Origin of the sequence: Demequina oxidasica (assembly GCF_000975115.1) — a bacterium.
Classification (GTDB): Bacteria; Actinomycetota; Actinomycetes; order Actinomycetales; family Demequinaceae; genus Demequina; species Demequina oxidasica.
This window is the reverse complement of record NZ_BBRE01000001.1, coordinates 1,017,295-1,036,246: the sequence shown is the minus strand read 5'-3', so window position 1 is coordinate 1,036,246 and position 18,952 is coordinate 1,017,295. Positions and strand designations below refer to the sequence as shown.

The window sequence follows — 18,952 nt, the reverse complement described above, 5'->3', positions numbered from 1 at the left end:
GTTAGCGCGGCAGGCGCGCCACCACATCGCTCGAGGGGTAAGAAAATGTCTGAGGCACCTACGTCCAAATGGGACGGTCACCTATACATGATGCTGCGAGGTGCCATCGGCGGCCTCGTCGCCGGAGTCATCTTTGGGCTCTTCCAAATGTGGTTCCTTGCCGACGCAGGGGTGCCAGCGGACACGATCATCCACATGATCGCGACCATCGTGCAGCCTGACGAGTACTTCGCCGCCGGCACCACGTCGCTCGCCGTGGGGTGGGCAGTCCACGTCGGCCTGTCCGTCACCTATGGCGCCCTGCTCGGACTGCTCGCCGCGGAGTTCAAGTCAAACGCCTCTCGTGTGGCACTCGCGGGCTTTTACGGCCTAGTCATCTACATGTTCAACTTCCTGCTGCTGGTGCCGCTGTTCTACCCGGTCTTTGAGATCGCGAACCAGCCGTTCGAGGCCGTAGTTCACGTGGTCTACGGCTTCCTGCTGGCACCGTTCCTGGTGAAGTGGCGCGGCTTTACTAAGAAGTCCGACGAGCTCCCGGCCATCGTGGCAAAGGCCGCAGCGAACGCCGACCAGCCGGTGCCGGAGTACGCCACCTACAACCCGGCGCAGATGCGCTAGCCAGCATCGTGCCTGATATCTCGCTCCTAGTCTGAGGAATCTGGAATATCACCCGGCAAAACGGCGTTGTTAGCGTCATGCTAGATTCCGTCGGCGGAGTTACGACGGGCGTCACCGCGGCGCACGTCTCCGCCCGATGGCGCGAGTTCAAAGGAGATGCGCATGGCACTCGGTTCAGGCATTTTTCTGCTGGTAGTAGGCGCGATTATGGCGTTTGCGGTCAAGGACAACGTCGACTCGGTCGACTTCGTGATGATTGGTTACATCTGCATGGGTGCGGGTGTCCTGGCGATCATCATCTCGCTCATCGTCAGCTCTCAGCGCAGCAACACGGTGCACACCGAGCGCGTTGAAAAGCACGTTGACACGCACCAGAACAACATCGAGAACTAGAGGTCGCTGCGACCTCGTTGCCGCCCCGTCGCCCAGTGCGGCGGGGCGGCGGCATTCTCACTCAGCGTGATGCGACGTTCAGGCGTACGGTGAGAAACATGAGCGTCCACGACGACGAGCACCGCACGTTGGCGATTGAAGCCGCCAACGCAGCCGGTCGCGTCCTGTACCTCTTTGAGCTCGACGACTCGAGCGACCATCGGCCCCGCGACGCCATCGCGGCGATCCGTGCCTGGGCCCATGGGGGGATTTCCGTAAGCGAGGCACGCGCTGCCGCGTTCTCGGCGAATTCAGCTGCGGCCGATGCCCGGACCAAGTCCGCGCGCGCTGCCGCCCGGGCCGCCGGACATGCAGCGGCTACCGCGTATGTCGCCGCCCATGCCGAGCGCGCGGAGGACTTGGCGCTCAAGGCTGAGAAGCTCGCGCATCGCCACCCTGTGATGGCTTGATTGGCGACGAGTGGTCCCGCGCGGAGAATCAAGCCTGGGAGCGCTTGTCCTCGATTTGCTGACTGCGAATTTTGCTGCTGGCGTCCTCGCGCGCTCGGCGGTCGGCATCGGCGGCGTCCCTCGCTGCATCCGTGGGTGGGTAGGTGATCCTGAGGCGCGGCTTGTGCAAGTGGTAGCTGACGTCAAGTTTCCAGTAGCGCACGGCCCAGACCGCGGCGCCAATGGAGACCAGCAGGGCGGCGATGGACCCCACGCCGATCGCCCACCGTGCACCAAACTCCTCGCCAATCCAACCGACGATAGGTGAGCCGATGGGCGTAGTGCCCACGAACAGCATCATGTACAGAGACATCACGCGACCACGCATGGCCGGCGACGTAGTGGTCTGAACCATAGCGTTGGCCGAGGTGATCATGGTGAGAGCGGCGAAGCCCACGGGGATACAAGTGATCGCGTACAGGGTGAAGGAGGGCATGGTTGCGTTGACGGCCGTGGCGATGCCGAACCCGAACGCCGCGCCGATGACAAGCCGTACCCGTACCCGTGAGCGCCGGGCGGCAAGCAGCGCGCCAGCCAACGAGCCGATCGCCAACACTGACCCCAAGATTCCGTATTGGCTGGGGCCCATGCCGAACTCAGTGCGCGCCATGAGTGCACTGGTGAGCTGGAAGTTGAGTCCGAGCATGCCGACGATGGAGACGATGATGAGCACCACCATGATGTCTGGCCGCCGCCGCACGTAGCGGAAGCCTTCCCGGATCTGCCCCTTCTTACGCGGCGCACGTTCAGCCCCGGCAAGCTCCGAGGAGCGCATGGCCAGTAGCGCCATGATGGTCGCGATGAAGGTGAAGCCGTTGACGATGAACACCCAGCCAATGCCCAGCCACGCGATCACGAGGCCTGCGACTGCCGGCCCCACCAGGCGGGCCGCATTGAACGATGCGCTGTTGAGGCCCACGGCGTTCGGCAGGTTCTCGGTGGGGACGAGTTCGGCGACGAACGTCTGGCGCGCGGGGGCGTCGATCGCGGACACGATGCCGAGCGCCAGGGCGAACAAGTAGACGTGCCAGAGCTGGACGTGGCCGAGTAGGACCAGCGCCCCTAGCCCGATTCCAAGCGCAGCCGACGCACTTTGGGTGAACAGCAGCAGTTTGCGTTGGTCCACCCGGTCCGCCAGGACTCCCGCCCAGGCGGTCAGCAGCAGGAATGGCAAGAACTGCAATGCGGTGACGATACCGACTGCGACGCCCGAGTCCTGGCTGAGGACGGTCAGTACCAGCCAGTCTTGGGCGACGCGCTGCATCCAGGTACCCACGTTGGAGACGATCGCGCCGGCGAACCACAGTCGGTAGTTGTAGATGCTGAGGGACGCGAAGGTGCGGCTCATGCGCCCCACCCGCGGTGCGAGTGTGAGGGCGTTTGGGGCATGCCTCTACGTTACGCCCGCCTGGGGGGACGCCGGTTGTTAGATGCGGACCACGAGCTTTCCGCTCACGCGGTTGGACTCCAGCCGCTCCATCGCCGTTGTGGTGTCGGCCCAGTCGTAAACCTTCTCCAATGGCACAGTGACCTTGCCATCATCGATCAACGATGCGACGCGCGCCAGGTCTTCTCCGCGCGACTGCGCGAAGACCGCGGCCACGCGCTGGCGCTTGAAGAGACCCTGTGCCATGGCGCGCATCACGGGTCCACCGGGGCCCATCAACTTGCCGCCGCCACCGCCCACAATCACGTAGGTGCCGTCCTGCTTGACTGCCTTGAGGGAGCGTCGCAGAGGTTGCGAGTTCTGGACGTCGACCAGCAGGTCGTACTCCTCGCCGCCCTCCCAGTAGTTCTCCCTCGTGTAGTCGACCACGGCATCGGCGCCCAGGGAGAGGACCAACTCCTTGTTGCGACCACTGCACACGCCCACCACGCGGGAGGCGCCCCATGCCTTGGCGAGTTGCACGGCGAAGACGCCCACTCCGCCCGATGCGCCGTTGACCAGCACAGACTGGCCAGGTGAGAGCTTGCCCACGTCGCGCAGCGCGGAGGAGGCGGTGAGCGCGACCATGGGCACGGCGGCCGCCTCCTCGAAAGATGCGGTTAGCGGCATCGTCGCCGTGTTCTCCGCCGGCACTGCGACGAACTCGGCCAAGGCACCTCCCTCGCCCCGTTCGCCAAAAACTCGATCGCCGATGCTGAAGTTGGTGACGTTCTCGCCCACCTTGGCGACGACGCCGGCAAAGTCGGCCCCGGCGATGCGAGGATGGCGCAGGCGCCGAAGGCCACTGGTGGCTCGAATCATGTAGGGGTCGCCGCGGTAGAAGTGCCAATCGTAGGGATTCACGCCGGCGGCCTTGACCTCCACCAGGATGTCGTCCGGGCGAGGTTCTGGAATGGGCACCCGCGCCTCGTGGATGACGTCGGCGGGCGCGCCGTACTCCAAAAACTGCATCGCGCGCATCGTTGGGGCGGATGCTGCGGGGGAAGCCTCGCTGCTCATGAGACGACCCTATCCGTAGGCGTGACACCGGCGATCGAGCGCACCCCTACAAACAGCAGGTAGCCAATCATCCAGAACTCGCCGATGCTGGCCGGTACGGTGAGGGCGTCAGTCAGGGTGGTGGCGTAAGGCAGCAGGGCGGCGGTGAAGGCGCTGGCGACGTAGCCGGCTCCGCCGACCATGAGCACCAAGCCGAGCGCTCGCGGCATCCAACCAGAACGTGCGGCAACGAACCCCATGGGAATCAACCACAGCCCAAAGAACAGCGCACCGGCGGCCCAGAAGTAGCCGGAGATCGTGTACATCAGCTGCACTGTTGCCGCGGAATCTCCCCCTGGTGCGAGGCTCGGATCGCCGGCGACCGCCAGTGCGCTCGCAAGGAAGGCCGCGCTACCAAGAATTGCCGCGGCGTTGACCAGACCAAAGGCGGCCGTGGCGCCGGCGGCAACGCTGTTCGCGGTCCTGAACAGCTTGTAGAACCACACGGCCGTCAGCGACTGGGTGAGAACCACTCCGAGTTCGGCGGCGATGCCAAGCCGTGCGAGTGTCGGGTCGTTGACGAGGTTCGCGAGTGTGGCGGCCGCGTCGTCCGGTGCGAAGAGCAAGCCGCGAATGACCAGAAAATCGAGCATTCCAGTAAGGGCGAGGCCGAGGTAGAGCAGGCCGGTGATTCGGGCGGTGCGCTTGAGGTGGGGCATGACTGTCTCCTGTTTTTGGGTGAGCAAAGCAGAGGTGGTGTGGCGAAGGATTGGAGGAGGGGGGCTCTTAGCGAGCGCGGGCGGGGACCGTTGAGATGGCTAGGCCCCCTCGGGTACGGGGTAGGCGAAGACCTCGTCAAGCGGGACTTCGAATGCCCGTGCAATTTGGAACGCCATCTCGAGGGACGGCGAATACTTGCCCTGCTCGATCGCGATGACCGTCTGGCGCGTGACGCCGATGCTGGCCGCGAGTCCCGCCTGCGTCATGTCCCCATGCTGAGCACGAAGCGCTCGGATGTTGTTGGTGACCCGGGTGGTGGCCTTGCCTCCCATGCTCAGAAGCCTCGGCGGTAGGCGCGGATCTTGACCCCTGCGCCCGCCAGCGTACCGATCGTGCCAACGAAGAGCGCCGTATTACCGATCCAGAAGCTATCCGTATCGAGCATCGCCAGCATCAATATCATGAACAGACTGGACGCCATGATGGACATGGTGGTGCGCTCTCCGAGTTGACTAATCTCGCGGTCGCGGATGTCCTCCTGGTGCAGGGGCGCCTCGAAACCGACGGAGCGACCGGTCATTGCTGACCACACGACAGCGCCCACCTGACCGCTGACCTCGCTGCCGATTGCGCCGAGTATTGAAAACACGATGGTGCCGATGATTGCGCCGCCTATGGCCCACAGCATCGGCATCTCCCAGGAGACCTCGTCGATCGGACCTGCAATGACGCGCGGGATCACCACAATCAAGTAGGCAGCGGTGGCAACCGTTGTCGCGATTGCGGACGCCCAGACGTTGCGCTCGCTGTAAGGCATGGCAGCCCGGGGTTCTGACAACTCGCTGGCGCCGTCTTTCGCGAAACGTTGCTGGTCGGTCATGCTGGCTCTCCGTTCCGGTATCCCGCGATGGTGACACCGGAGGTGGCAAGTGATCCCAGGAAAGTGCCCACGAAGAGAACGTTGGCGACCCAGAAGGTGTCCGCGTCCAAGGCAAGCATGATCAGCGTGGCCAGCACTGTCATGCCCACGATGCCGGATCCGGCAGCCTCGCCGTGCATCAGAATGACAGTGTCGCGCTCGTCGGAGATGGGTGTGCCCCGTGCGCGAAAGCGCGAGACTCCGTAAGTGACCGCGAAGGTCGCGCCCCCGATGATCAGCGCCCAGAGCATCGGCCCCTGCCAATCAACCTGGGCAAAGGGGAAGTCGTCGCTAGCGGCGCGCACCACGATGACTGCCCAATAGGCAATGAACAGGAGCGAGCCGAGGATGAGGCCGATGACCTGCTGGCGATGCTCGAACGACATGATTCCTCCGATGTCAAGACTTCTTTACATTGCCAAGGTAGGACCCCTTGGGCTCAATGTCAAGAGTTCTTTACATCGAGGCGCGCTCTGTTCGTCTCGTGCTTCACTACTGTGAGGGGAGGCGTTGGACACGGACGCACCGGGCAAGGGGTTCTTATGGCGCGATCAGCAGGCGGAGTGCGGCTCTCCGATGCCGAGGTGGTGGACCTGCGCGAGCGGTATGCAGCCGGCGCGCGACAGGTTGAGCTTGCGGAGGAGTTCGGCGTGAGCCAGAACACTGTCTCGGCCCTCGTACTGGGACGTACGCGGGTGGCGGCCGGTGGTCCCATCAAGGTCCCCGCAAGTCGGAAGTCCTCGACGGACACCATGAAGACCCCGCCTTCCAAAGTGCACCCTCGCAAGCCGCCCATGTCCACCGAGCAGGTCAACGAGATCCGCGCCCGGGTTGCAGGCGGCGAGTCCCGTGCCGCCGTCGCAGTCGAGCTCGGCGTCTCGATCCACACCGTGCACTCGATCATGAGCGGACGCCGCAAGGGTCGTTCCGAGGAGCCCGGGCGCAAGTTCAGCGAGCACGACGTGATTCGCATGCGCACCCTCTTCAGTCAGGGAGCCTCGCAGAGTGACCTCGCCCAGCAGTTCGACACCCAGCAGCAGGCCGTTAGCCAGATTGTGCGCGGACAGTCGTACGCGTTTTACGGCGGGCCCATCGCAGGTGCCTCCTAGCCGCGCTGCTTCTTAGGTGAGGCCTCCTCACCATGTCGGCTTCGTCCGACGACTGCGTCATACGATGAGACCGTGACTGACGACGCACTGCTCGACGACGCCTTGTTGGGCGCCGTGGCCCGCGCCATCGTCCCCGCCGCGACGCACCCAGGCGCGATCGTCGCCGAGGCGCTGACCCGTGACCACCCCGAGTGGGCTCCTGACTTCGCGAGAGTTCTCAGCGACCTGGACCGCCGCACGGGCGGATTCGCCGCCGCGTCCGATGCTGCCCGCACCGCCGCGCTCGACTCCCTCACGGCCGATGCTGGCTTCCGTCGCCTCGCCCGCCTCGTCGCACACGGTCACCTCGCGCGACCTTCCTCGTGGGAGTCAGTCGGCTGGCGGCCGTATCCCCTCGACTTCACGCCGAGTGGCGACGTGCCCGCCGAGGTCCGCGACAGCATCGTCCCCCGCGGCGCGGTCGCGAGCAACTACGACGCGATCGTCATCGGCTCCGGAGCGGGCGGCGGCGTCGCCGCGCGGGCACTGACTGAGGCGGGGCTGCAGGTTCTGGTCGTCGAGCGCGGATCGGCACCGCCCACCGCAGACCTTGCGAGCGACCATCTGCGCAATCCGCGGTCGGACTCGGGACTCGAAGTCCTCACCGGACCGCCCATTGCCAGCAACTCGCGGGTGGCACTCAACGCCCAGGCGGCGACCGTCGACGCCACCGACCCGCGCTGGAACAACAACGCCATGACCCTGGGCGGAGGGACCCGCGTGTACGGGGCGCAGGCATGGCGGTTCACGCCGCAGGATTTCGCCATGGCCAGCACCTACGGGGTGCCGGACGGCAGCGCGCTCGCGGACTGGCCCGTGACGTACGACGACATGGAGCCGTACTACACCCGGGCTGAGTACGAGCTGGGAGTGAGCGGTGCGCCTGGTTCCGCGCATACCGAGGGTCCGCGCTCGCGGCCCTTTCCCATGCCCCCGCTGCCGATGACGCGGCCGGCTGAGCTTCTACGCGACGGTGCTGCCCGGTTGGGGTGGGCGACGCTGCCCCCTCCCTTGCTCATTAATTCGGTTGAGCGAGCTGGCCGGGCGGCGTGCGTGGCCTGCGCACAGTGCCCCGGCTTTGCCTGCCCGGTGAGCGCCAAGTCGGGCTCGCAGAACACGACCCTCGCGGGTGCCGCCGCTACGGGTCGTCTCAGCATCGTGATCGACACTCAGGCGACGGAGCTCGTCACCGACGGTGACGGTCGCGTGGTGGGCGTGCGCCTGTGCGCTGCGGGCGCGGAGGCAGGGACCGACAGCCCGTGGGAAACGGTGGTGCGCGCCGACCAGGTGGTGTTGGCGGCGGGGGCCATCGAGAGCGCGCGCCTGTTGCTGGCAAGCCGGTCCGCGCGTGAACCAAGTGGAATTGGCAACGGCCACGACCAGGTGGGCCGCCACCTCCAAGGTCATGTCTACGGGGGCGCGCTGGGGATCTTCGACGAGGACGTCAACGACTTCGTGGGTCCCGGGCCCGCCATCGCGACCAACGATTTCAGGCACGGCAACGAGGGAATCGTCGGCGGCGGCATGCTGGCCAACGAGTTCGTCCCCACTCCCGCGAGCACGCTGTCCTACCTGCAGGATGCGGGCCTGGCGAGCTGGCATGGAGAGGAGATGATGAGCGACCTGGCCAGGCTGTCGCCACGGATGCAGCGCGTGGTCGGGCCAGTTCACGAACTCACCGTGGCATCGTCCCGCGTCACCCTTGATCCATCGGTGAAGGACGCCTTGGGCATGCCTGTCGCCAGGCTCAGTGGGGGCGTCCACGCCCTGGACATCAGCACGCAGCGCTTCCTCAACGACCGCGCCGGCGAGTGGCTGCGGGCCTCGGGTGCCACCACAGTGGTCCCGTGGGAGCCGCGTCCAGCGAACGCCGGGCCCAGCGGCGGCCAGCACCAGGCGGGCACCGCGCGGATGGGCACGGACCCGTCTCGGTCGGCGACCGATCCTCACGGGCGAGTCTGGGGTCACGACAACCTTCGTGTGATCGACGGCTCCACCCACGTGACCAACGGCGGGGTCAATCCCGTGTTGACCATCTTGGCCAATGCCATGCGCATCGCCGATGATCTGGTCCGCGAGCTCTCCCAATAGTCGACCTGGGTGGCAGGAAGTCAGCCTCTCAGCAGGCGGAGGAACCGGAAGTTGATGAACAGTCTCTCGCGGCCAATCTTTGCGCTGACAAGCATGTCGGCGTCAACGAGTGCATTGAGCCACTTTGTGGCTGTGGGTCGGGATACGGAACACCGCTCAATAACCGTCCCAATGCGAGCGTAGGGCTGCTCGAAGAGCACCGCTAGAAATTCCACGTCAACGGGACCGCCTAAAGCCGCGCGAGCATCGTGCATGAATACATTCTGAAGTTCCACGATTGCGCCGATCTTGGCCACCGTCGCTCTCGAGGTCTGGTCGATGCCCGTCAACAGGTAAGTGAGCCACGCTTCCCAGGCGCCTTCGGCGGTGACGCCAAGCAGACGTGCGTAGTACTCATCCTTAGTGTCGATGATGTACCGCGATAGGTAGAGCAGTGGGTACTGGAGGAGGCCAGCCTCGACGAGCAACAAGACGTTAAGGATGCGCCCAGTTCTACCGTTACCGTCGCTGAAGGGATGGATGGCTTCGAACTGATAGTGAGCTGCAGCCATTCGGATGAGAGGGTCGAGGTCGTCTTCAGTGTGGATGAACCGCTCCCACTCGGAGAGCTTCTCGTTGAGCACACTTTGTCCCTCTGGTGGGCTGTAGACGATCTTCCCGGACTGATGATTTCCAATGCGGGTGCCTGGAAGAGTGCGCACCCGCATGTCGACGCCCTTGATCGCGCTACAGATTGCTGTTGCGGTATTAGTTGTCACGCCACGCTGTTCGGTGAGCTCAGAGCCGATACGTAACGCCGTGCGATACCGCAAGGTTTCGCACGTCGCTGGGTCTGCACCTGCGTCGTGTTCGGCGTGCTGGAACAAGGCGTCAGTGGTCGTGACAATGTTCTCAATCTCGGAGCTCGCCTGTGCTTCGAGGAGCGGGATCGTATTGATGAGTACGGTGGGGTTCGGCATCGAGGATGCTGCCTGGTCGAGGCGCGCCAATGAAGCGTTTGCGCCTATGGCTGCCTTGAGCACTGCTGGAGTCTCTAGGTCGGTAGCTGGCGGCGGTGGCGGAAGGGTGTTGTACGGCTCGTTCGCATCCCAAGAGGTCATGTCAAAACTCTTGCACAGTAGTTGAAACATGTAAAGAAAGTCGCGATTTTTTTACACGTTCGGTGGTTGTGCCAAGAAATGTGACACACCGCAGTTGGCGATATTGTGCGGCGATTTGGGTTGAAGCCGGGCATGGCCGCAATCTCTTGCGCGCTCGCCGCGTCGGGTGTAATGTACAACCAAATGGTTGTAGATACTGAGTTCTCCGACGCAGACGTGGACCGCATCTTCCACGCTCTGGCCGATGCGACGCGCCGTGACATCGTGTGGCGCACGCTCACCGCCGAGTCCTCCGTCAGTGAACTGGCGGCGGACTACGACATGTCCTTCGCCGCCGTGCAAAAGCACGTGGCAGTCCTGGAAGGAGCGGGACTCGTGACAAAACACCCGCGCGGCCGCGAGCGCATGATTCGCGGCAACCCCGACGCCATCCGCCGGGCCCAAAACCTGCTGGACCAATACGAGCAAATCTGGCGCGCCCGCATCGGCCGCCTGGACGACCTGCTCGCTCAAGATCCCCACCCCATCAACGCAGCACCAAAGGAGTAGTCATGCCCATCACGTCAGTCACCAAGGATCCAGAAGCCCTCACCATGACGGTGATCGCCGACTTCGCCGCGCCGTTGCAGCGCCTGTGGGACGCCTACGCCGACCCGCGCCAGATCGAGCAATTCTGGGGGCCGCCCACCTACCCGGCCAAGTTCACGCGCCACGACATGGTGGCGGGCGGGCGCACCGATTACGTCATGACCGGTCCCAACGGCGAGAAGTCGCCGGGCCACTGGGATTTCTTGCGCGTAGACGCGCCGCACAGCTTTGAGGTGCAGGATGGCTTCTCCAACGAGGACGGCACCAACAACACCGACATGCCGTCGATGCGCATGACGTTCGAATTCGAGGCCACCGACGGCGGCTCGCGGCTGACGACCGTCACTCACTTCGGATCCGCAGACCAGCTCGAGCAGTTGCTAGCCATGGGCATGGAGGAGGGCATGACTCAGGCGATGGGACAGATCGACGACGTCCTCGCGGACCTCGCATCGTTCGCCGCCGGCGGCGGTACCAACGCCGACATCCTGTCTGACACTCAGGTCCGCGTCTCGCGCATCATCCGTGGCTCCAAGGAACAGGTCTGGGAGGCGCACAATAACGCCGAGCTCATGCAGCAGTGGCTCCTAGGCCCAGACGGCTGGATCATGCCGGTGTGCCAGATCGCCCAGAATGTGGGCGATACATACCGCTACGAGTGGGAGCCCGAGGGTGGCGGCGAGGGCGCGTTCGGGTTCGACGGTGAGCTGCTCGAGTCCAACGCCCCGCACCGCTCGGTCACCACTGAGCACATGATCGATACCGACTACCCGAGCACGCTCAACGAGATGACCCTTACAACCATTGAGGGTGGCACGCTGCTCAGCCTGGTCATCACCTATCCGAGCGCCGAGGTCCGCGACATGGTCCTCGCGACCGGCATGACGGATGGGATGGAGACCAGCTACGCACGTCTCGAGTCCGTGGTGACTGGATCATGACCACCGCCGATGCCGTGGCTGGCGGCGGCGCCGACTGTCGGGTTCCCGCCCCCAACCTGTCGGGGGGTCCGGTGCAGGGTCCCGCTTCATATTTCCCGTCGATCGAGAAGAATTACGGCAAGCCCATCCAGGATTGGCTCGACGTGGTTGCGTCTCGCCCCACCGAGGAGAAGCACTCGGAGACCGTGGCCTGGCTCAAGGCCGAGCACGGCATGGGCCACGGCCACGCGAATGCGGTCGTCGCGTACGTGAGGGCCAAACTAGGGCGTTAGGTGGCCGCCTCGCCAGACCCGGCTTCGTCACCCCGACCGCAGCCCCGCACCGCCAGTTGCGGCTACTCGTTCGGCTGTTCAGCGTCTGCGATGACCGCAGGGCGCGGCGAGACCTTGTTACGCGCGAAGTAGAACACACGCCATCCCGCCTCTGGCTTGAGCGGGTGTTCGAGGGACTCGAGGCGGAACGTCCCGTCGCCGGAGCACCCGGCCACCAGCATCCACCCGTCCCCATCCGTGTCCGCTTCCAAACGGGAACGGGCATCGGCCCATGCGTAGTCCTTGGTGATTTTGGTGGTGTGGATGCTCCACCCAGCATCCATACGTTCCTGCAGGATGGCGGAATCCGACTTACCGTCAAACGCAAACGAGCCGCGCTGTTGCAGCGTGAGCCGCTTGGCTTCGTGCAACGACTCCTCGTGGGTAGTGAGCTGGAAGGTGCGGTGGAAGCCAAACTCGCCGCCCATCGCGCGGCTGACCAAGGCGTTGTAATAGTCATTGCTTGATGCGCAAAGGACATAGCTGAGGTTGGGGATGTCGAGCGAGTCCTCGGCGTGTTCTGAGAGCACCTCGCCGTTGAATACGGGAACTTCGTCCATGCGGATGGGCTGCAGGTTCCGATACGAGGCGTCGGCCACAAGCACGTCAACGTCGTTGCGGTGAAGTACGGACGCGAGGTCGCGGGTGAAGTCTGACGCGCCAACAATGAGTAGCCCGTTAGAACGCGCGGCGGCGAGTCCGAGCTTCCGCGCTAGCGGGCCCAGAGTGAGCCCGTGCGCGAGCACGGTGACAATGATCACCAGGAACACGGTGGGGAGCAGCTGGTCCGCGTCGGCGTAGCCCGCCTCGACGAGGGCGGGGCCAAAGACACCTGCGGTAGCGGCGGCCACGATTCCACGCGGCGCAATCCAGGCGAGCAGTGTCTTGTCCTCGCGCCGCATCGGCGCCCACGCCGTAGATATCAGAACGGTCGCGGGCCTCACCACGACCATGAGCACCAGTACGAAGGCGACAATACGCCAGTCGATCAGCTGCAGCTCGGCCATGGACAGCTGCGCCGGAATGATGATGAAGAGAGTCGACAGCAGTAGCACCGTCAGGCTCTCCTTAAAGGACACGAGCTGCTCGCGGTCGGGCAGGTTCATGTTGCCGATGACAAGTCCCATCGCGGTGACGACTAGCAGCCCGGCGTCCTCCTCGATGAGGTTTCCCAGCACGTAGCCCAGGAGCACCGCGACCAGGAGCAACGGCGACTTAAGGTGCGCGGGAACGACGCCGCTGCGGAAGAGCTTGCCGATCAGCCAGCCACCCAGGCCACCTATACCGAGCGCGGTCGCGGCGACCACCAGGAATGCGACCACGACGGCCCCAAAACCCCTGTCCTGGAATAGCGTGAAGTACTGGAATGCGAGGACGGCGAGTAGCACGCCCACCGGGTCGTTGACGATGCCCTCCCACTTGAGCAGGGAGGCGGTGTCCTTGTTCATGCGCGCTTGGCGCAGCAGCGGGACAATCACCGTAGGTCCGGTAACCACCAGGATTGCTCCGGTGACGATCGCGACGGGCCAACTGAAACCGGCGACGTAGTGAGCAAACGTGGCACCGAGCGCGAGCGCGATGGGTGGCCCGAAGATCACGAGGCGACCCACGCCATGACCTACGCGACGGAACTCGCCGATCCGGAGGTCTAGCGCCCCCTCGAACAGAATTACGGCCACACCGAGCCCGATGAACTCCGAGATCTGCTCAGAGTCGGAGGGGATGGTGACGAGACCGGTAAAGGGTCCCACGGTGAGCCCAACCGCGATCAACACCACGATCGCCGGGATCTTGAAGCGATTCGCGACGAGCTGGCTCATCATGCCCAGGGCGAGCACAAAGACGAGAAGGGCGATGTAGTTCATGAGGTGAGTCTAGGCAGTGGCGACCCGAACGGCGCGCTACGTCCGCACCCTAAATCGGCACTGTTGATCGCGGTTTGTGCTGAAGCACTCTCACAGCCGGCCAATTTAGGGAGCGGACGTAGGGGGTCTTGTGCTTTTGCAGCGGTTGATCCAGAATTGATTCTGGAAAGTCCCCGAGCTCCAGGAGCCCCCGTTGAAGATCTAAGGTCGCCAGACACGATGTCTGGCCATGCGTCCATATGCCCGCGCCTGCGCGTGCGGCGTCGACCCAGACCCAGATCGAGGCTTCCTTGTCTTCCCCTTTCCTCTCCTTTTCACACTTGTCATTTTTGTGGCCCGACGGCACCCCCGTGCTCACGGACGTGTCCGGCGCGGTGTCCGGCGGGCTGACCGCGCTCGTCGGCGCCAACGGCGCCGGCAAGTCCACCCTGCTGCGCCTGCTGGTGGGCGACCTCAGGCCATCCGGCGGCCACGTGCTCTCCCACGGCTCGGTCCGCTACGTCCCGCAGGACGTCACCAGAGGCAGCACCAATACCGCGGCCGATGCTGTGGCTGGCTTCACAATCGCGGATGCCTTGGGCGTCGGCCGCACTCTCGCTGCCCTGCGTGCGATCGAGTCGGGCTCCGTAGACCCGGCGCACTACGACGCTGTGGGTGACGACTGGGATGTGGAGACGCGAGCGCAAGCCACCCTTGCCAGCATCGGGCTGGCAGGCATTGATCTGTCGCGGACTGTTGCCCAGGTATCCGGCGGCGAGGCCACCCAGCTGGCCCTGGCATCTGCGCTGCTGGCGCGGCCCGATGTGCTGCTGCTCGACGAGCCCACCAACAACCTGGACGGTCCTGCGAAGGCGGCGGTGACGCGCACGCTTGCCGCGCGGACGGGCGCCACTTTGGTGGTCACGCACGACCGCGACCTCCTTGAGCGTGTCAGCGACATCGGCGAGCTGCGGCGACACGGGATGCGGTGGTTTGGTGGCAACATCTACCACTACGAGCAGGTGCTAGCAGACGAGGCGGAGGCGGCCCAGCAGAATCTGCGCACTGCCTCGGCCAAGGTCGCCAAGCAGCACCGCGAGTTGCGGGCGCACGTCGAAGGTGCGGCGAAACGCGCGAAGCAGGGAGAGAAGGCGGCGCGTAGCGGGATGCCCGCCATTGTCGCGGGCGGCAAGAAGCGCCAGGCGCAGCAGACCCTGGCGCGGGTCACCGGCATTCACGAGGACAGGTTGGCCGATGCTCGGGCGGAGTTGGACGCGGCCGAGGACGCGGTCGACGTGGACAAGACCATCCGTGTTGACCTGCCGGACACGCGGGTGCCGCCGCGGCGGGAGGTTGTCACGGTAGAGGCCGCAGTGTTGCGCACGGGAGTAGAGGCGAACTTGCTCGTACAGGGGCCGGAGCGGCTGCTGCTGTCTGGGGCTAACGGCGCAGGCAAGACCACGCTACTGCGCGCCATCACTGGGGAATTGCCGCCGGAGTCGGGCCGCGCCACGGGCCACGTGCCCGTTGGCTACCTGCCGCAGCGACTCGACGTGCTGGATGACTCGCTTACCGTAGTCCAGAACGTCGCCGCCCGTGCTATCGGAGCCACGCCGCATCAGGTGCGTGAGGGCCTGGCGAGGTTCCTGTTCCGGGGCCGAGCGGGGGACGCACTCGCGGCGACACTGTCCGGCGGCGAGAGGTTCCGGGCGTCGCTGGCGTGCCTCCTGCTGGCCCGGCCGGCGCCGCAGTTGCTACTGCTCGACGAGCCCACCAACAACCTCGACTTCGCGTCACGTGACGCGCTAATCGAGGCGCTCGCGGGTTATGAGGGTGCGCTGATGGTGGTCAGTCACGACCGGGACTTTGTGGGCCGCGTTGCGATCACTCGGGTCGTGGACGTGGCGGGAGCCGAGCTGCGAGCGGACGAGTAGTCGCTACCTTTGCGACGTGACTAGGACTTTGCCGGGCGCTTAGCCCTTGGCTTGCGTGCCGGGCGCAGGGCGGCGGTGGCGGTCACCAAGTCGCGTAGGCGCTGCGAGTCCTCGAGGAGATCGGCGTCCACGACTCGGTACATCTTGGAGCCCGGATAGGCCTCCGCCTCGGGCAGTCCGTCCGACGCCGTGGTGGGGCTGAACAGCATCGTGTCGTCGCAGACAAAGCCCACCACTTTGTCGTCGAAGTAGAGGCAATACTCGCCGAACATCGGCTTGGCGCTCGCTTCCAGTGGCTCGAGTTGCTCAAGGAGGTACGCGATGGTCTCCGGAGAAGTGCTCATGCGTTCAGCGTAAACCTGGCGAGCATTCATGCGCCGACCTAGTATCGAGATAGTTCCGGCTAGGAGGCGTTCATGACTCAAGTGGTGTTGTTGCATTCCGCGCTAGGCCTTACTGAAGACGTGAGCGACTGGGCGGACGGGCTGCGTGGCCAGGGCCACGAGGTGATCGTGCCGGACCTGTTCGACGGTGACACGTTTGACACTATTGACGCGGGTGTGGAGCGGGTCGACTCCCTTGGCATGGTCGGCCACGTGGAGAAGGCTCGCGAGCTCACGGCCGACGTCGAGGGGCCGCGCGTCTACATCGGCTTCTCCTTTGGCGGGGGGATCGCTCAGATTCTTGCCCTACAGGAGCCCGATGCTGTGGCGGCCGTCGTGCTGCATGGCGCCATGTCTCCGGCGTGGTTCGGCATCGCCACCTGGCCTGCGCGCCTGCGAATGCAACTGCACTACATGGGTGATGACGAGTGGCTGGAGCAGGACGAGGTCGCCGCACTGCGAGCACTCGCACCGGCCGGCGCCATCGACGAGTTCACGTATCCGGGAGAGACGCATTTGTATGCGTTCGCGAACTACGACGACTACGACGAACAAGCGTCCGAACTTACCTTTGAGCGAATCGCGGAGTTCCTGGACGGCTTCTAGCCTGGTACATTCGCGCGGGCAAACCCGCAGGCGCGACTGGGCGTACAGTGAGGGCAACACCCACACCCTTAGCGGGGACCTCTCGTTGAACCGGCCACGAAGTCGGAACGATTCCGTCGCCTCCTCTGAGCTATCTCGAGGACGCTTCATGCACCCCGCCCCTATTCATTCGACCCTGCCTGCCGACCTTCGTCCCGCCGCGGTGGTCTACTGCGAGGGTCAATTCGCCCGCATCGATGGTAAGACGGCTAACGGCCTCGTGCGCGCGAGCGAGCGCTACCGAATCGTCGCGGTGATCGACAGCACTCTGGCCGGACAGGACGCGGGTCTGGTACTCGACGACGTTCCCTCGGGAATCCCCATCATCGCGTCACTCGACGCCTGGCCGCAGGCCGTCCTCATTCGCCCGGACATGCTGATCTTTGGCCTCGCGCCGCTATCCGGACTGATGACGCTCGCGGACCGCTCCGTTGTGCTCGGCGCGATCGCAGCAGGCATGGACATCGTCTCCGGTTTGCACGAGTTCCTCGAGGACGACGTAGAGATCGCCGATGCTGCACGCACCATGGGTGTCACCTTGCACGACGTCCGCCGCCCGCGCCCCACCAAGCACCTGCGCATGTTTACGGGCGCGATCGACCGGGTCGAATGCGTGCGTATCGCGGTGCTCGGCACCGACGGCGCGATTGGCAAGCGCACCACCTCAACGATCCTGACCAAGGCCCTTAATGACGCTGGCATCCGTGCAGTGATGGTGGGCACGGGCCAGACCGGCCTCATCCAGGGCGCTGCCTACGGAGTCGCGCTCGACGCGATTCCCGCGCAGTTTGGGGTGGGCGAACTAGAGGGAGCGGTGGTCTCCGCCTGGGATGGCGAACACCCTGAGGTGATCGTGGTGGAGGGTCAGGGAGCCTTGAGTCACCCGGCATACCTGAGCTCAACCGTGGTCTTGCGCGCGAGCAGGCCGCATGCCGTGGTGATGCAACACGCGCCAGCGCGCCGGGTACTGAGTGACTATCCGGACCGTCCTATGCCAACGCCAGCATCGGAGATCGCGCTCATCGAGTTGTTTGGAAAGACACGAGTCATAGGACTGACCATCAATCACGAGAACATGACCGATGCAGAGGTCACGGCAGCCGCTGCCGGGTACGAGGTCGAGCTCGGAATCCCCGCCACTGACGCGCTGTGGGGATCGCCGGAAGCCCTCGTGACGATGGTCACTGACGCCTTCCCGGCCCTGCTGATGCGCGGGGACCGAGTCGTCGTATGATCGCGCCCCGCATCGAGATCGACCTGGGCAAGGTCGAACAGAACACCCGCTCTCTGGTTGACCGACTGGGCAGCCGAGGAATCCAGGTGACTGGCGTCACCAAGGCAACTCTTGGCTCCCCGGATGTCGCCCGGGCAATGCTGCGTGGCGGAGTGACGCGTCTGGGCGACTCGCGGGTCGACAACCTCGAGGCACTCAAGGAGGCGGGCATTCGCGCTCCTATGATGCTGCTGCGCGCCCCCGACCCCGCGTGGGCAGACCGCGCGGTCGCCGTTGCACAGTCCAGCTTGGTGAGCGACCTCGACGTCGCCTACGCGCTTTCGGCCGCCGCTGGCAAGCGAGGCTCGGACCACGGCATCGTTCTTATGGTCGAACTGGGTGACCTGCGCGAGGGTGTGCTGGCGAGCGACGTGCTCAACCTCGCCCGCATCATCTCGCGCACCCGCCACCTCAAACTGGCCGGCATTGGCACCAACCTCGCGTGCCGCAGCGGTGTGATTCCTGGCGATGACCAGATGCAAGAACTGTCCGGCATCGCTGGGCTACTGTCCGGCAAGCTCGGAATCCCCGACCTGATGGTCACGGGTGGAAACTCGGCGAACCTCAACTGGGCGCTCGGCCGTGGCCAGGTGGGACGGGTCAACGACCTGCGCCTTGGTGAGGCCATCTTGCTCGGCGCCGACCCGCTCACCCGCACCCCCATCGAGGGCCTCCATAGCGATGCCTTCATCGTGGTCGGCGCAGTCATCGAGTCAATCGAGAAGCCGTCTTCGTCATGGGGAACGGCGGGCCATCCCGCGCTCGGCGCCGTGACGACTCCTCGGGAACGCGGCACCATTATCCAAACCATCGTCTCCCTGGGCGAACAGGATGTCGACGCCCGCGGCCTGGTTCCTCCGGCCGGCATCACGGTGCTGGCCGCCAGCAGCGATCACCTTGTGCTCGAGACTCCCGCCCGCATGGTCGCGGGTACCGAGATCCGCTTTGGCGTGGACTACTCGTGCCTGCTGAGGGCAATGACATCACCGTTCGTGGCCGAACGCGTCATTGCCGCAATCCCGGCAGAGCGCCCCACCTCCAAGCGATAGCGCGTTCGACCCCAGACCTCCAGCAACGCCCGCACCCTCAATCGGAACTTGCAAACCCAAGCCCCGCACACGCGGCGGGGAG

Annotated in this window: 21 protein-coding genes; 12 read left to right on the top strand and 9 right to left on the bottom strand. The window is 64.9% G+C overall.

The window, feature by feature from the left end:
- Window positions 1-45 precede the first annotated feature (45 nt).
- The 3 genes from AOP77_RS04820 to AOP77_RS04810 all read left to right on the top strand — a co-directional run bounded on the left by AOP77_RS04820 (window position 46) and on the right by AOP77_RS04810 (window position 1,460).
- Window positions 46-618 carry a hypothetical protein gene (locus AOP77_RS04820; protein WP_152649771.1) on the top strand — a complete coding sequence of 191 codons (573 nt, stop codon included), beginning with the start codon at window positions 46-48 and terminating at the stop codon, window positions 616-618.
- Between the two features lie 162 nt (window positions 619-780).
- Complete coding sequence (locus AOP77_RS04815) at window positions 781-1,011, top strand: DUF6458 family protein (protein ID WP_061963314.1); 231 nt, start codon at window positions 781-783, stop codon at window positions 1,009-1,011.
- Between the two features lie 98 nt (window positions 1,012-1,109).
- The gene (locus AOP77_RS04810; protein ID WP_062210032.1) at window positions 1,110-1,460 is read left to right on the top strand and encodes a putative immunity protein; all 351 of its coding nucleotides are present in this window, start codon (window positions 1,110-1,112) and stop codon (window positions 1,458-1,460) included.
- 28 nt (window positions 1,461-1,488) lie between these two features.
- On the opposite strand, the gene AOP77_RS04805 is transcribed toward AOP77_RS04810, so the two are convergent.
- The 6 genes from AOP77_RS04805 to AOP77_RS04780 form a co-directional block, all read right to left on the bottom strand.
- Complete coding sequence (locus tag AOP77_RS04805; RefSeq protein ID WP_062210029.1) at window positions 1,489-2,847, bottom strand: MFS transporter; 1,359 nt, start codon at window positions 2,845-2,847, stop codon at window positions 1,489-1,491.
- Between the two features lie 78 nt (window positions 2,848-2,925).
- Window positions 2,926-3,945: an NAD(P)-dependent alcohol dehydrogenase gene (locus tag AOP77_RS04800; RefSeq protein ID WP_084622312.1), complete on the bottom strand. Its 1,020-nt coding sequence runs from the start codon at window positions 3,943-3,945 to the stop codon at window positions 2,926-2,928.
- Window positions 3,942-4,643 (bottom strand): DUF4386 domain-containing protein, encoded by a 702-nt coding sequence (locus AOP77_RS04795; RefSeq protein WP_062210023.1) that lies wholly within the window; start codon window positions 4,641-4,643, stop codon window positions 3,942-3,944. Before AOP77_RS04795 ends, AOP77_RS04800 begins: the two co-directional genes overlap by 4 nt.
- A gap of 99 nt (window positions 4,644-4,742) precedes the next feature.
- Window positions 4,743-4,976, bottom strand: coding sequence for a helix-turn-helix transcriptional regulator (locus AOP77_RS04790; RefSeq protein WP_062210020.1), 234 nt, complete (start codon window positions 4,974-4,976; stop codon window positions 4,743-4,745).
- A 2-nt stretch (window positions 4,977-4,978) separates the two neighbouring features.
- A complete protein-coding gene (locus tag AOP77_RS04785; RefSeq protein WP_062210017.1) occupies window positions 4,979-5,524 on the bottom strand; it encodes a hypothetical protein in 546 nt (181 codons plus the stop codon).
- Window positions 5,521-5,949, bottom strand: coding sequence for a hypothetical protein (locus AOP77_RS04780; protein ID WP_062210014.1), 429 nt, complete (start codon window positions 5,947-5,949; stop codon window positions 5,521-5,523). The genes AOP77_RS04785 and AOP77_RS04780 overlap by 4 nt, the downstream gene beginning before the upstream one ends.
- Window positions 5,950-6,105: 156 nt before the next feature.
- Between AOP77_RS04780 and AOP77_RS04775 the strand changes: the two genes are divergently transcribed.
- Both AOP77_RS04775 and AOP77_RS04770 read left to right on the top strand, forming a co-directional pair.
- Window positions 6,106-6,672, top strand: coding sequence for a hypothetical protein (locus AOP77_RS04775; RefSeq protein ID WP_062210011.1), 567 nt, complete (start codon window positions 6,106-6,108; stop codon window positions 6,670-6,672).
- A gap of 72 nt (window positions 6,673-6,744) precedes the next feature.
- Window positions 6,745-8,802 (top strand): GMC family oxidoreductase, encoded by a 2,058-nt coding sequence (locus AOP77_RS04770; protein ID WP_062210008.1) that lies wholly within the window; start codon window positions 6,745-6,747, stop codon window positions 8,800-8,802.
- A gap of 20 nt (window positions 8,803-8,822) precedes the next feature.
- On the opposite strand, the gene AOP77_RS04765 is transcribed toward AOP77_RS04770, so the two are convergent.
- Entirely contained in the window at window positions 8,823-9,902 is a 1,080-nt protein-coding gene (locus AOP77_RS04765) for a Fic family protein (RefSeq protein WP_062211485.1), read from the bottom strand.
- A 183-nt stretch (window positions 9,903-10,085) separates the two neighbouring features.
- Between AOP77_RS04765 and AOP77_RS04760 the strand changes: the two genes are divergently transcribed.
- From AOP77_RS04760 to AOP77_RS04750, 3 genes are read left to right on the top strand one after another with little or no spacing between them, the layout of a single operon-like run.
- The gene (locus AOP77_RS04760) at window positions 10,086-10,451 is read left to right on the top strand and encodes an ArsR/SmtB family transcription factor (protein ID WP_062211482.1); all 366 of its coding nucleotides are present in this window, start codon (window positions 10,086-10,088) and stop codon (window positions 10,449-10,451) included.
- A gap of 2 nt (window positions 10,452-10,453) precedes the next feature.
- Window positions 10,454-11,431: an SRPBCC family protein gene (locus AOP77_RS04755; RefSeq protein WP_062210005.1), complete on the top strand. Its 978-nt coding sequence runs from the start codon at window positions 10,454-10,456 to the stop codon at window positions 11,429-11,431.
- Window positions 11,428-11,703 carry a DUF4287 domain-containing protein gene (locus tag AOP77_RS04750; protein ID WP_062210001.1) on the top strand — a complete coding sequence of 92 codons (276 nt, stop codon included), beginning with the start codon at window positions 11,428-11,430 and terminating at the stop codon, window positions 11,701-11,703. The genes AOP77_RS04755 and AOP77_RS04750 overlap by 4 nt, the downstream gene beginning before the upstream one ends.
- A gap of 62 nt (window positions 11,704-11,765) precedes the next feature.
- On the opposite strand, the gene AOP77_RS04745 is transcribed toward AOP77_RS04750, so the two are convergent.
- Window positions 11,766-13,607, bottom strand: coding sequence for a cation:proton antiporter (locus tag AOP77_RS04745; RefSeq protein ID WP_062209999.1), 1,842 nt, complete (start codon window positions 13,605-13,607; stop codon window positions 11,766-11,768).
- A gap of 320 nt (window positions 13,608-13,927) precedes the next feature.
- On the opposite strand from AOP77_RS04745, the gene AOP77_RS04740 reads away from it, so the two are divergent.
- Entirely contained in the window at window positions 13,928-15,520 is a 1,593-nt protein-coding gene (locus AOP77_RS04740; RefSeq protein WP_201774087.1) for an ABC-F family ATP-binding cassette domain-containing protein, read from the top strand.
- Between the two features lie 20 nt (window positions 15,521-15,540).
- On the opposite strand, the gene AOP77_RS04735 is transcribed toward AOP77_RS04740, so the two are convergent.
- Window positions 15,541-15,864, bottom strand: a complete 324-nt coding sequence (locus AOP77_RS04735) for a TfoX/Sxy family protein (RefSeq protein WP_062211475.1) — start codon at window positions 15,862-15,864, stop codon at window positions 15,541-15,543.
- A 72-nt stretch (window positions 15,865-15,936) separates the two neighbouring features.
- Between AOP77_RS04735 and AOP77_RS04730 the strand changes: the two genes are divergently transcribed.
- From AOP77_RS04730 to AOP77_RS04720, 3 genes are all read left to right on the top strand, one after another.
- The gene (locus AOP77_RS04730; protein ID WP_062209995.1) at window positions 15,937-16,509 is read left to right on the top strand and encodes a dienelactone hydrolase family protein; all 573 of its coding nucleotides are present in this window, start codon (window positions 15,937-15,939) and stop codon (window positions 16,507-16,509) included.
- 148 nt (window positions 16,510-16,657) lie between these two features.
- A complete protein-coding gene (locus tag AOP77_RS04725) occupies window positions 16,658-17,782 on the top strand; it encodes an N-acetyltransferase DgcN family protein (RefSeq protein WP_174435918.1) in 1,125 nt (374 codons plus the stop codon).
- A complete protein-coding gene (locus tag AOP77_RS04720) occupies window positions 17,779-18,870 on the top strand; it encodes an alanine racemase (protein ID WP_062209991.1) in 1,092 nt (363 codons plus the stop codon). The genes AOP77_RS04725 and AOP77_RS04720 overlap by 4 nt, the downstream gene beginning before the upstream one ends.
- Window positions 18,871-18,952 lie beyond the last annotated feature (82 nt).